Source organism: Nitrospirota bacterium (assembly GCA_023229435.1).
Lineage (GTDB): Bacteria > Nitrospirota > UBA9217 > UBA9217 > UBA9217 > JALNZF01.
Genome location: JALNZF010000015.1, coordinates 39,038 through 51,421 on the forward strand (window position 1 = coordinate 39,038; position 12,384 = coordinate 51,421).

11 protein-coding genes are annotated in these 12,384 nt (G+C 52.1%); 7 read left to right on the forward strand and 4 right to left on the reverse strand.

The features are described 5' to 3' along the window. Nucleotides 1-9: 9 nt before the first annotated feature. From M0R70_10815 to M0R70_10845, 7 genes are all read left to right on the forward strand, one after another. Nucleotides 10-984: a hypothetical protein gene (locus M0R70_10815; GenBank protein ID MCK9419857.1), complete on the forward strand. Its 975-nt coding sequence runs from the start codon at nucleotides 10-12 to the stop codon at nucleotides 982-984. Further along, on the forward strand, nucleotides 974-1,825 hold the full coding sequence (locus M0R70_10820) for a hypothetical protein (protein ID MCK9419858.1): 852 nt from the start codon (nucleotides 974-976) through the stop codon (nucleotides 1,823-1,825). The genes M0R70_10815 and M0R70_10820 overlap by 11 nt, the downstream gene beginning before the upstream one ends. Before the next feature lie 56 nt (nucleotides 1,826-1,881). After that, nucleotides 1,882-2,715 (forward strand): DUF6430 domain-containing protein, encoded by an 834-nt coding sequence (locus M0R70_10825; protein MCK9419859.1) that lies wholly within the window; start codon nucleotides 1,882-1,884, stop codon nucleotides 2,713-2,715. A 2-nt stretch (nucleotides 2,716-2,717) separates the two neighbouring features. Beyond that, on the forward strand, nucleotides 2,718-3,272 hold the full coding sequence (locus tag M0R70_10830; GenBank protein MCK9419860.1) for a TIR domain-containing protein: 555 nt from the start codon (nucleotides 2,718-2,720) through the stop codon (nucleotides 3,270-3,272). Nucleotides 3,273-3,409: 137 nt separating this feature from the next. Beyond that, nucleotides 3,410-5,488 (forward strand): RecQ family ATP-dependent DNA helicase, encoded by a 2,079-nt coding sequence (locus M0R70_10835; GenBank protein ID MCK9419861.1) that lies wholly within the window; start codon nucleotides 3,410-3,412, stop codon nucleotides 5,486-5,488. Beyond that, on the forward strand, nucleotides 5,485-6,771 hold the full coding sequence (locus M0R70_10840) for a DNA-processing protein DprA (protein ID MCK9419862.1): 1,287 nt from the start codon (nucleotides 5,485-5,487) through the stop codon (nucleotides 6,769-6,771). The genes M0R70_10835 and M0R70_10840 overlap by 4 nt, the downstream gene beginning before the upstream one ends. Before the next feature lie 98 nt (nucleotides 6,772-6,869). Continuing rightward, complete coding sequence (locus M0R70_10845) at nucleotides 6,870-10,013, forward strand: type I restriction endonuclease subunit R (GenBank protein MCK9419863.1); 3,144 nt, start codon at nucleotides 6,870-6,872, stop codon at nucleotides 10,011-10,013. A gap of 18 nt (nucleotides 10,014-10,031) precedes the next feature. Here the strand turns inward: M0R70_10845 and M0R70_10850 are convergent, their stop codons facing one another. The 4 genes from M0R70_10850 to M0R70_10865 form a co-directional block, all read right to left on the reverse strand. Further along, a complete protein-coding gene (locus M0R70_10850; GenBank protein ID MCK9419864.1) occupies nucleotides 10,032-10,601 on the reverse strand; it encodes a flavodoxin family protein in 570 nt (189 codons plus the stop codon). Nucleotides 10,602-10,604: 3 nt separating this feature from the next. Next, nucleotides 10,605-11,099 carry a rubrerythrin family protein gene (locus M0R70_10855; GenBank protein ID MCK9419865.1) on the reverse strand — a complete coding sequence of 165 codons (495 nt, stop codon included), beginning with the start codon at nucleotides 11,097-11,099 and terminating at the stop codon, nucleotides 10,605-10,607. Nucleotides 11,100-11,229: 130 nt separating this feature from the next. Then, nucleotides 11,230-11,808 (reverse strand): superoxide dismutase, encoded by a 579-nt coding sequence (locus tag M0R70_10860; protein ID MCK9419866.1) that lies wholly within the window; start codon nucleotides 11,806-11,808, stop codon nucleotides 11,230-11,232. 93 nt (nucleotides 11,809-11,901) lie between these two features. After that, entirely contained in the window at nucleotides 11,902-12,381 is a 480-nt protein-coding gene (locus M0R70_10865) for a rubredoxin (protein MCK9419867.1), read from the reverse strand. Between the last annotated feature and the right edge of the window lie 3 nt (nucleotides 12,382-12,384).

Below are 12,384 nucleotides of genomic sequence, written 5' to 3' on the forward strand. Positions count from 1 at the left end.
CACATTCTGATGGCGTCCGAAGAAAGAAAGTTCAAAATACATATTGTAGAAAGATTCGATGTTGCTGCTCTGCGAGAAAATCAACTCAAAGATATCGCAAGTGCAATAGTAGCTGGATCAGCACAGGCCAAATGGTGGAAAGCAGCGGATGGGTTGCGTTTCTCGCTTATTAAATGTTTTTTATTTGCCCCTGATGTTGTCTGTGGTTGGATTACACAAGAACATAATTTGGAGCAGCATCTTTATGATGATAAAAAACAAGAAACTAAACAGAACGTTGATTCGTATGAGGATCGCTTTTTCGTCGTTCTTTTATCTGAAAATATCGTGATATTGGAATGGCGTCAGTTTCGCAACAAACCACCGCTAAATTTGCCTGCCACGGTAGAGCGGATGGAATTAATCCTTACTGATATTGTAAAGGGCTTGGGTGTAAATGTTGCTATAAAACTTGCGCAAATAGATAGGGAGACACCGAAGGATGAGTTCATAAAGCTTTTTTACGATCATAATTATCAAATGATTCAAGTGGCCGTGGAAAAATTTGGAACAGAGATCGTATCTTCAGATGTTGTATTGGTTAATCCTAATAAGCACTTAGAGGGTGCAGCCCGTGAACTAATCCGACACGACGTGTTGCATCCTTCTATATCTAAATTAGTTGCTGAAGCAAAAGAGGACCGAAACGCGGATTTAAGAGCATCTGCCATTACTAGGGCAGCTCTTCATTCAAGCCAGCCTATATTAATAAAGTATAAAGATGGGCGCGGCCAAATCAGAATTCGCAAAAAAACCGAGAAGGGTGAAATAGATGTGCAGATACCTATTGCTGAGACTGACACGGCTGAATCAAAAATGGAAATAGCTACTTCAGTAATTAATGCAATTAAGAAGATTGATATCGGACGAGATATTGCGGAAAGCGCTGAGGTCAATCGGCAGCTAGATATATTCAGACAAACTGAGGATAAAGATGGGGACTAGTCCAGTCACTTCCAGTGAGATTGTTGAATCTGTATTGAGCAATAAACCCTTGTCAGCAGACGGCGTTCCGCTTGCTGTGTTTCGGGATGCTTTTAATCAAATGAAGGGGAGTGAGGCTCATAAGCGAGTAATATGGATACTGACCATTGTGGAGGATCAAGTCATAGCTCAACCTGTAGGACGTGAAGATATCTCATTGATTTTACGAGAGCCAAAACCAAAATATTATACAAAAAATGACTTCGTTTTCATAAACGCGGACGAATTTGCGATATATGGGACAACTGAAGGTAAATATACATTCATTTCGTTCTTGCATGATGTGTTTACGTGGCGGCGAATTGTCCTTGGCATAGTAGTATGGTTAGCAGGGCTGTGGGTCGCGAATAAATATCTTACGGCAGAAATTGCGAAAACCTTGTCAGAGGCTCTTATTTCTTCAATGTCAATTTTCATATCGATCTTTGTGTTATTTGTTTTGACGGTTAATCCCGAGGCACAGTATAGGGTTGCCGAAGGCGACAGATTTCATCGCCTCGTTCAAAGTGACAAGTATATTGCTTTTATCGGCGTTATTACGCTTTTAATAACTATCGTCGGTTTGACCGTAAGCTCTGCGTTTGCCAATATGAGTTGTGATATGCTTTTCTATAGCTGGGTTAAAGCTGGGCAGGCGAGCTGCTTATCTACTGCCGTCGTGGGAACGATCTCGTCATTTTGGCTGGTCCTGAAATATCATTTTGGTCGGCGTAACGAAATGATGGAAATTATGATGGCGAAAATGATAATAGAAAACCAGCAGCGGCTTTTCAGGAAGAGCCTCGAGAAAGATAAAGAATAAGTTCATAAGATGGAAGTCATTGGCGAGCGATTGTTTTGTCTAATGGAGAAAAAGTCATGAAAGACCTATGGAATGGAATTATAAACCACCCGTGGAAAACTGTCCGACATACGTTTGTATCTTTCAGTGTACTTTGGACGCTGACCGAAGGATTGACTTACTTCGTACCTGGAATCCAGATAAAGGGTTTTATCGCGCTTGGAGCCATAATTCTGATAAGCCTTGGCTATGCGCTAAAGCAGGTATGGAAGCCGTCTGTCATAGAGATTAAGGTTTCCAATTCAAACACTACGATTGAAGTACTATTCGGAGATTTGTTTCAGCAAGACGGCATTCGTGCTATTGCGGTCAACGAGTTCTTCGATAGTCAACTCGGAAAGCCCGTATCCGAAAAGAGTTTGCATGGTATATTTCTCAACAGATGCTTTGGCGGACACCCGGAACCTTTTGATAAGCAGGTCGAAAAACAACTCAAGGGGCTGGAGAGTATGCAGGTTGAACGGTCAGAAGGCAAGACGAAGAGTTATTCCATCGGTTCTAGCGCATTGATCACCGCAGATAAGGATAAGTACCTCGCTTTCGCTTTTGCCAAAACTGATCCAGCTACATGCAAAGCATATTCAGATGTAACGATGATGTGGGTTGCCCTTCATCAATTATGGCAACGGGCTCGAATAGAATCGGGTGGCGATCCGCTTAATGTTCCGCTCGTCGGTAGTGGTCTTTCGGGACTCGGCTTGCCCACTCGGGACCTTCTGAACCTGATTATTCTTTCTGCAATCACTGAAACGAAGGCAAAACAAGTGACGCAGAGAATTCGGATTGTTTTGCATAGAGATCGCTTTGAGGAACTTGACTTGAGAGACGTCAAGCAACACTGGGAGATATAATCATGGCTTATAGGAATGGTACATACGTAGCATTTCATGCAAATGGTACCGATGTCCCGGTCGATTCAGACATCAAGTACTACAACCTGATGAAAGCGTGGACTGAAAAGACGGATGACGATTTTACAATGGTGAATAGTCACGACAAAACAGGCGCTGTGCGCGATACGAGCAAGAAACAGACACTGAAATTGGCTCTCCAAGAGCGACTACGAAACTCTAAGAACGTGGTTCTAATCATCGGCGAGACAACCAGATTCGATACAGACTGGGTTCCCTTCGAGATTAGTTGTGCGGTCGATATTTACAAAATTCCTATTATTGCGGCATATCCCGGATATGGCCCGATTCTGGAGCCGAGTAAATTTAATTCGCTCTGGCCCAAAGCGCTGGCAGATCGGATCAACAACAATACGGCAAGGGTGATTCACATTCCATTCAAAAAAGAGCCGATCAGTGCTGCGATAAATAAGTACAACATGGCAAATTTACCCGAGGGTGCTTTGACATACTACACGCGTGAGACTTACGAGAAGTGGGGCATAGGGTGCGCGTGATCAATCACTCGATACAATCTCGAAACCAGCATCGTAGAAGCTGTCCTCGTCTGGCTGGTGGGCCTGTGTTATAAGGTTTTCTATGGCATAGTTTTCATGTTTGGCGAGCTTCTGCCCAAACGCTTTATGGAGACCGCATGACGTATAATGCACATCGCTCATTAGAGCTTCTTCGTCTCGGTTCCGGCCGACCGGCTGCGGTCTTTCGCGAAGGCCAAGAGGACGCGATACGCCATGTTGTGGAGGGCCAAGGACGCCTACTCGTTGTGCAGAAAACGGGCTGGGGTAAGAGCTTTGTCTATTTCATTGCCACCAAACTGCTGCGCGAAACCGGCACAGGCCCGGCGCTGCTCATTTCGCCCTTGCTTTCGCTCATGCGCAACCAGATCGCGGCTGCGGAGCGGATGGGTGTCCACGCAGAAACGATCAACTCCGATAATGAGGAACGCTGGGAAAAGATCGAAGAGAAAATACGGCGCAATGAGGTGGACATATTACTCATCTCGCCAGAACGATTGGCGAATGAGCGTTTTCGCACGGAGGTGCTGGCGAGTATCGCGGCCCGCATCGCTTTACTGGTCATCGATGAAGCGCACTGTATATCGGACTGGGGCCATGATTTTCGGCCGCACTACCGGCTCATCGAACGGATCGCGCGGACGCTTCCGCAGAACCTGCGGCTGTTGGCCACCACGGCTACGGCGAACAACCGGGTAATGGATGACCTGAAATCCGTGCTTGGGCCAAACCTCACGTTATCCCGCGGGGATCTAAACCGACCGTCTCTCAAGATTCAGACATTCCGGCTTCCTCTACAATCCGAACGCCTGGCTTGGCTCGCTGCCCAGGTGCCGAAATTGCCGGGATATGGTATTATCTATACTTTGACCGTGCGTGATGCCGTCCAGGTCGCTGAATGGCTCAAGTCGCGCGGTATCAATGTCGAGTCCTACAGCGGGGACACAGGCGAGCGGCGGCCCGAACTGGAACAGGCGCTTCTGGAAAACCAGGTGAAGGCTTTGGTGGCGACAACGGCGCTTGGCATGGGTTTCGACAAGCCTGATCTCAGCTTCGTCATCCACTATCAGACGCCAGGCTCCGTAGTGGCGTATTATCAGCAGGTCGGACGGGCAGGCCGCGCTCTCGATGCCGCATACGGAGTTTTATTGAGCGGCAAGGAAGAGGCCGATATCACGGAGTACTTCATCAAGACCGCTTTCCCGACAAGGGAAGAGGTGAAACAAGTGCTTGATGCATTACACTCAGTGCATGCCGGACTTTCCATCCCAGAGTTGATGGGCAGGGTCAACATCAGCAAGGGCAGGATTGAGAAAACGATCTCATTGCTGTCGCTGGAATCTCCGGCGCCTATCGCCAAACAGGGTACGAAGTGGCAGTTGACCGCGACAAAGATGAGTGATGCCTTCTGGCAGCGGGCGGAGCGCCTTACTGAATTGCGGCGCAAAGAACAGGAGCAAATGCAGGTTTTTGTGAACCTCAAGTCAGACCATATGGAGTTTCTCATCCGCGCGCTGGATGGTACGCCTGAAGATCTTCGTATGCCACCGCTGCCGGATCTGACTGATACCCTGGATCAAGTGCTTGTTCAGGAAGCGGTGAAGTTCCTTCGCCGGACCAGCCTTCCGATTGAGCCACGCGCAAAATGGCCGGACGGGGGAATGCTGAAGTATCAACTGAAGGGTTTGATCCCGCCTGAGCATCGGGCTCAACCAGGCAAGGCACTTTGCATCTGGGGCGACGCGGGTTGGGGTTCCGCGGTGCGTGAGGGAAAATATCGGGACAGTCACTTTGCCGACGATCTGATCGAGGCGTGCAAAAACCTCGTCCTTGAATGGAAACCGGTTCCCGCTCCAGTATGGGTTACGTGCATTCCATCGCTCCGTCATCCGAAGCTGGTTCCGGATTTCGCGAAAAGACTGGCTGATGCTCTTCATCTTCCCTTTCATCCGGTAATAGAGAGAACCGAGAACCGGCCGGAACAGAAGACAATGGCTAACAGCGTTCAGCAGGCACGAAATGTCGATGGCTCCCTTGCTGTTAAGAAAGATAAACTCCCGAAGGGGCCGGTGCTGCTGGTCGACGACATCGTAGACTCGCGGTGGACCTTTACTGTTGCAGCTTGGCTGCTTCGTTCGAACGGTTGCAGTGAAGTATTTCCTTTGGCGCTTGCACTGACAGCGCATGGTGATCAATGATGGCACTTTCATCTAATACACAGGCGATCCTGCTGCTTACGGCCCCGCTAATCGCGGGCCGGGGTGCTTCTGAAGGAGAGCCTCTGACACCCGGAGAATACAAGAAACTGGCGCGCATCCTTCGGGATAACCAACGTGAACCATCCGATTTACTCGGTTCCGATGCCAGTATCGTAATCGATCTGTGTAAACAGGCTGTAGATGGTTCCCGGTTAAAGAGGCTCCTCGGCAGAGGTTTCCTGCTTACCCAGGCGTACGAGCGATGGCAGGCGAGAGCGATCTGGGTGATCAGCCGGGCTGACGCGGGTTATCCCGGAAAATTAAAGAATCGACTCAAGGACGATGCTCCGCCGATCCTGTACGGCTGCGGGGACGCGGCACTCCTGGAAACAGGCGGTCTGGCAGTCGTCGGATCAAGGAATGTGGACTCTGCCTTTGTAGAATATACCGAGGGCATCGGCAGACTGGCGGCAGTAGCAAAGCGGACTGTGATTTCGGGCGGAGCACGCGGAATCGATCAGGCTGCAATGAGGGGCGCTTTGGCTGCGGGCGGATGTGTCGTCGGCGTGTTGTCAGAAGGTCTCGAACGGATGGCGCTGGTTCGGGAACATCGGGAGTTCCTGATGGAAGGCCGACTGGTACTGATATCGCCTTACGATCCGTCAGCAGGATTTAATGTCGGAAACGCGATGCAGCGTAATAAGCTGATCTACGCGTTTGCGGATGCCGCGCTTGTGGTGAGTTCCGACGTAGAGAAGGGCGGTACGTGGGCGGGTGCAATCGAGCAGTTGAAAAAACTGCGGTTTGTGCCGGTCTATGTTCGCACGAAGGGTGAAACAAGCAAGGGACTTGATGCGCTTCGAAGAATTGGTGCTTTGCCCTGGCCGAACCCGCAAACTTCAGAAGCTTTTGCAGAGGCCATTTCAGCGAAAATTTATCCTGAACAGGTTGCGCATGGACAGGACGAACTATCATTTGCTGTGCGAGAAGAGCAAATAAAGCTTGCGCCTGTTGAAAAGCCCGCTCCAGAGAGTGAACAAATGACAACGAATCGGAACTCAAGTAGCACTGCTACCCCCGCTGAAGCGTTGTTTGACAAGGTTAGAGAACTGCTTCGAAAGCTGGATACACCCCAGACTGATGCCGAAGTTGCCCAGATGCTGGGAGTCTCCAAAATTCAGGCTAAGGCGTGGTTGGAACGCCTGGTTGAAGAAGGATTACTTGAAAAGATCAAAAAACCGCTCCGGTATCGAGCGGCTTCATCATCAGGCAGACTTTTTTAATTTGCGGGAGGTCCGAAGGTTTGCCCGCGACCTCCGATGATTTGGGGAGAGAGCTCCGAAGGTTTGCTCAAAACTGTCCGATAAAGGACGAATATAGCATGCTCGACGAAAACGAACTTGAACAAACCGTGCTGTCCTGGCTGAACGGACTTGGCTGCACCGTCCTTTCCGGTCCCAGCATCGCCCCAGGCGAGCTTCTTGCCGAACGCGCTGAGTTTGGCGAAGTCGTCCTGAAAACACGTCTGCGCGATGCTGTGGTGCGGCTGAATCCTTCTCTCGATGAAACAGCCATCGATGAGGCGATCCGCAAACTCCTACATCCTTCCCATGTTTCCCTTGTTCGAAACAACCACACCATCCACAACTATCTCGTAAACGGTGTTCCCATCGACATTGTTCGGCCTGACGGCGGGCATGGGGTCACTGTCCGGGTGATCGACTTCGATAAGCCCGAGAACAACGACTGGCTCGTGGTGAACCAATTCGCGGTGATCGAGGGGAAGTACAACCGCAGACCTGATATCGTGATCTTCGTGAACGGCCTGCCGCTTTGCGTGATCGAGCTAAAGAACCCTGCTGACGAGAACGCTACGATCTGGTCTGCCTTCAACCAGCTTCAGACCTATAAACATCAGATCCCCTCGCTCTTCCTGTACAATGCCGCTCTCATCATCTCCGATGGGCTGGAAGCCCGGATCGGTACGCTTACGGCTGACAGGGAGCGGTTCATGCCATGGCGTACCATCGATGGCGAGGAGCTTGCATCTTCTGCCATTCCTCAGCTCGAAGTATTGCTCAAAGGCGTGTTCGACAAGCGCCGGTTTCTGGATATGATCCGCCACTTTATCGTGTTCGAGGACGAGGGCGGCGGCCAGCTTGTTAAGAAGATGGCGGGCTACCACCAGTTCCATGCTGTGAACGCAGCATTGGAAGAGACACTGCGGGCTGCCGATAGAATGTCTTCTCCAGAAGGGATCAAAGAAGAATCCGGCAAGTACTATTCCCGCGCTGACAAAGCGAAGGAGAAGCGGGATGTGGGCGACCGGCGCGTGGGCGTGGTATGGCATACGCAGGGATCGGGCAAGAGCCTGACCATGGCGTTCTATGCAGGGAAGGTAATCCTCAATGCTGCTATGGAGAACCCGACGCTCGTGGTGCTGACGGACCGTAATGATCTGGATGATCAGCTTTTCGGCACCTTCTCGCGCTGCAGTGAGCTTCTGCGCCAGGCGCCGGTGCAGGCGGGAGACCGCAAGCATCTCCGCGAGTTGTTGCAAGTTGCGTCAGGCGGTGTGGTGTTTACCACGATCCAGAAGTTCTTCCCCGAAGAAAAGGGTGATACCTTCCCCATGCTCTCGGACCGCAGGAACATCGTTGTAATCGCGGACGAGGCGCACCGGAGCCAATATGACTTCATCGACGGCTATGCGCGCCATATGCGCGACGCCCTGCCGAAAGCCTCGTTCATCGGCTTCACCGGTACGCCGATCGAGCTGACGGACAAGAACACTCGCGCGGTATTCGGCGACTACATCAGCATCTACGACATCCAGCGGGCGGTGCTTGACGGCGCGACCGTGCCGATCTATTACGAGAGCCGGTACGCGAAGTTGGAGCTTGAAGAGTCCGAGAAGCCGAAAGTTGATCCGGAATTCGACGAGGCAACGGAGGGCGAAGAGGTCGAGCGCAAGGAGAAGCTCAAGACCAAGTGGGCAGCCCTTGAGGCGGTCGTTGGTACGGAGAAGCGCGTGAGTGTGATCGCCCGTGATCTGGTAGACCACTTCGAGAAGCGGCAGGAGGCTATGGTCGGCAAGGCAATGGTCGTCTGTATGAGCAGGCGCATTTGCGTGGATCTGTACCACGCTATCGTGAAGCTCCGGCCCGCTTGGCATTCTGAAGATGACGACAAAGGCACTGTCAAAGTCGTGATGACCGGCTCGGCATCCGACCCCTTGCATTGGCAGCAGCACATCCGAAACAAACCCAGAAGAGAGGTCTTGGCCAACCGGTTCAAGCTCCCGAAGGATGGCTTCAAGATCGTTCTGGTGCGCGACATGTGGCTCACAGGATTCGACGTGCCCTGTCTGCATACAATGTATGTGGATAAACCCATGCGGGGCCACGGCCTGATGCAGGCCATCGCGCGCGTGAATCGCGTATTCCGGGATAAGCCGGGCGGTTTGGTGGTGGATTATCTGGGACTGGCTGATCAGCTCAGGAACGCGCTGGCAGCCTACACCGAGAGCGGCGGCACGGGAAAGACCGCCATTGACCAAGCGGAGGCGGTGGCGCTCATGCTTGAAAAATACGAGGTCTGCCTTGGGATGTTCCATGGCTTCGACTGGTCAGCCTGGAAAACCGGGAAGGCTGCTCAGCAGCTTTCGCTGCTTCCGCCTGCTCAGGAGCATATCCTGAAACAGGAGGACGGAAAGACGAGGCTCGCGAAGTCAGTTGTTGATCTGTCAAAAGCATTTGCCCTATCCGTACCTCACGAGGAAACGATCCGCATTCGCGACGACGTGGCATTCTTCCAGGCCGTGAAGGCGGCCCTGGTCAAGAGCGAGCCTACGGGTGGAAAGACCGAATACGAAATGAACCTTGCGATCCAGCAGATCGTTTCGAGGGCTATCGCGCCCGGCGAGATGATCGATATCTTCGCCGCAGCGGGGTTGAAAAAACCGGACATTTCGATCCTCTCCGATGAGTTCCTTGCCGAAGTGCGCAATATGCCGCAAAAGAACCTGGCTGTGGAGCTCTTGCGGAAACTCCTGAACAACGAGCTCAAAACGCGGGCCAAGCGGCACCTGGTCCAGGCGCGGTCATTCTTTGAAATGCTGGAAGAATCAATTCGGCGATATCAGAACCGGGCCATAGAGACAGCCCAGATCATCGAGGAGCTGATCAAGCTCGCCAAAGACATGCGCGAGGCTGAGACTCGGGGCGAGGACCTGGGCCTGAACGACGACGAGGTGGCTTTCTATGAGGCGCTGGAAGTGAACGACAGCGCGGTGAAGGTCCTTGGGGATGAGACGCTCAAGGCGATTGCCCGGGAGCTGGTAGAGACCGTGCGCAGGAATACGTCTATCGATTGGACGGTGAAGGAATCGGTCAAGGCGAAGCTGCGCGTTATCGTGAAGCGCATACTTCGGAAGTACGGCTATCCGCCTGACAAGCAGGAGCGAGCGACACAGACTATACTGCAGCAAGCGGAGCTGCTAAGCGGGGAGTGGGCGGGGGTTTAAATATGGAATCGATTAACGCTAAGAGCCGAGCCGCTTTCCCGCCTCATAGGCCTCTTTTAAAGCTGTCGGATGTTTCTGAATATCACCCTTGGCATCAACACCGCCAAAGAACAACGTATCATGGTGGAGCACGCTTACGGTCCTGAAGAAGCCTTTTGCCGTGGCCTCGGCCGTGATCCTGCACTCCTCCTTTTTCATGCCGCCCACGAGCAGGAGCAGGCCCTTTTTTCCGTGAGGGCCTGCGGGAATGGTTTTCTTGAGGAGATATTTTTCGCACCAGAACGACTGGCACCGGTCGACCATGGCCTTGGCCTGGGCGCTCAGGTTGTAGAAAAAAATGGGGGAGGCGAGGATGATCCTGTCAGCCTCTCTGATCGCGGAATAGATCCCGGTCATCGCATCTTCGAGAATACAGATGCCGGTCTCTGTGCAGCCGCCGCAGTCCTGGCAGGGTTTGAGATCGAGATCGTTCAGCTGGAATACCCTGATATCGTGTCCTGCGTCCCGCAGTGGTTTGAGCGCCTCGGCGAGCAGAACCTCGGTGTTCCCGCCAGAACGCGGGCTGCCGTTGAATGCGATGATCTTCATCGGTTATTCCACCTTGCGGAAGGCCTGTTTTTTTGCCCCGCATACCGGGCATTCATCCGGGGCTGCTCCCTCGGCGGTATAACCGCAGACCGAACAGACATAGTACTCGGTGTCCGCATTCCTGCCCAGGCTATCGAGCGCCTTCTGGTAGAGGGCGGCGTGGATCTTTTCCACTGCGTTCGCCAGGTTGAAGCTTCTGAGCGCGCCGGGATTCTCTTCCGCTTGCGCGTCGGCGATCATTCTGGGGTACATGTTCTGAAACTCGTAGGATTCTCCGTTGATGGCAGCCATCAGGTTCTCTCTCGTTGACTTCACCACGCCGAGTTCCCTCAAATGATTGTGGGCATGGATGGTCTCGGAGGCTGCCGCTGCCCGGAAGAGTTTTGCGGCTTGTTTGAATCCCTCCGCTTCCGCCTTCTTAGCAAAGGCGAGGTACTTTCTGTTGGCCTGGGATTCCCCGGCAAATGCGTCCTGAAGGTTCTTTTCCGTTTTTGACATTACTGGAGTGCTCCTTTCGATATGAATAGAATGGTAGTTGCATGTAATGACCCGTTGATCCCCGTTCATGGAGGAGGTGAAGCGGGGATGCTGCTGCCTGTACATCCCCGCTCCGGGGGAGAAAACAATCTTATTTTACCCTTGCATCAACGGCGGACCAGTTGATGTTCTTGAAAAAAGCTTCGATATAGTCAGCCCGTTTCAGTCCATAATCGAGCATGTACGCATGTTCGAACACGTCCATGATGAGGAGGGGATTGCCTCCTGCGGGGTGAGCGGTATCATGTTCATTGACCCAGAAGTTAATGAGTCTGTTCGAGCTTATGTCCTGATACAAGACGACCCAGCCGATGCCGCGCATGGCGCCGGTGGCCCGGAAATCTTTTTCCCAGGCTTCGACGCTCCCGAAACTCGCCGTGATTGCCTTGGCGGCCCTGCCGTCCTTGCCGATGCCGCCTTTGTTGCCGAGGTTTTCAAAGTAATATTCATGAAGCCGCATTCCGTTGAATTCCCAGCCAAGCCGTCGTTTCAATTCAGCAAACTCGGGTATTGCGGTCTTGACATCCTTGTTCATCTGATCCAGTGTATCGAGCACCTTGTTCGTGTTGGTTACATAACCCTGATAGAGGGTGAAGTGATTTTTTAACAATGTTTCACTGAACCCTTCCATCCCGATAAGCTTCGCGTAGTCCTTTGGTGCGTATGGCATGGTCATCTCCTCCGCTGGTATAGGATAACATCATAATTCGAATACTCTCAAGTATAGCAAAAAAAGGAGACAGGGTGTTGCAGAGGTCATCATTCAGCCGACTTGTTCAAAGAAATCTTTCCCGGCCTTGCAGACCGGGCATTTCCAGTCATCAGGCAGGTCCTCGAACCTGACCTTTCTGTCCTTTTCTTTATATAACCATTTACAGGCGGCGCAGTGCCACAAACCGAAGTCCTCCCGATCGCCTTCCTTCTTAATGACCTCCCAGTCTTTTGCAGTCCACTCCTCGATGGTCGGCGGATAGTAGCCGGAAAAGATCGTTTTGTCCCGCGCATCCTCGATGCCGACCTCGACAAGGGTGTCTCCTTTTTTTACCGCATAGCTCCAGGTGAATATGTCCTGCGAGTCAGGCCCGGAAAGCTTTGCAGTGAACACAAAGGAATTTCCGCGCCGCTTCACCTTGGACCAGCTGTAGCAGCAGGGAAGCCCCGCAGTGCACCCGCATTTCCCGCTTTTGAGCGCCAGCCCTTCCACGCTGAAGCCGCCGGGAATTTTTTCGATTGCAATGTCCATAGT

Excerpts from the sequence above, each read along its gene's own strand:
- M0R70_10845 (MCK9419863.1), top strand. The coding sequence starts at position 6,870 with ATGCTCGACGAAAACGAACTTGAACAAACCGTGCTGTCCTGGCTGAAC.
- M0R70_10830 (MCK9419860.1), top strand. The coding sequence starts at position 2,718 with ATGGCTTATAGGAATGGTACATACGTAGCATTTCATGCAAATGGTACC.
- M0R70_10820 (MCK9419858.1), top strand. The coding sequence starts at position 974 with ATGGGGACTAGTCCAGTCACTTCCAGTGAGATTGTTGAATCTGTATTG.
- M0R70_10855 (MCK9419865.1), bottom strand. The coding sequence starts at position 11,099 with ATGTCAAAAACGGAAAAGAACCTTCAGGACGCATTTGCCGGGGAATCC.
- M0R70_10840 (MCK9419862.1), top strand. The coding sequence starts at position 5,485 with ATGATGGCACTTTCATCTAATACACAGGCGATCCTGCTGCTTACGGCC.
- M0R70_10865 (MCK9419867.1), bottom strand. The coding sequence starts at position 12,381 with ATGGACATTGCAATCGAAAAAATTCCCGGCGGCTTCAGCGTGGAAGGG.
- M0R70_10835 (MCK9419861.1), top strand. The coding sequence starts at position 3,410 with ATGACGTATAATGCACATCGCTCATTAGAGCTTCTTCGTCTCGGTTCC.
- M0R70_10825 (MCK9419859.1), top strand. The coding sequence starts at position 1,882 with ATGAAAGACCTATGGAATGGAATTATAAACCACCCGTGGAAAACTGTC.
- M0R70_10850 (MCK9419864.1), bottom strand. The coding sequence starts at position 10,601 with ATGAAGATCATCGCATTCAACGGCAGCCCGCGTTCTGGCGGGAACACC.
- M0R70_10815 (MCK9419857.1), top strand. The coding sequence starts at position 10 with ATGGCGTCCGAAGAAAGAAAGTTCAAAATACATATTGTAGAAAGATTC.
- M0R70_10860 (MCK9419866.1), bottom strand. The coding sequence starts at position 11,808 with ATGCCATACGCACCAAAGGACTACGCGAAGCTTATCGGGATGGAAGGG.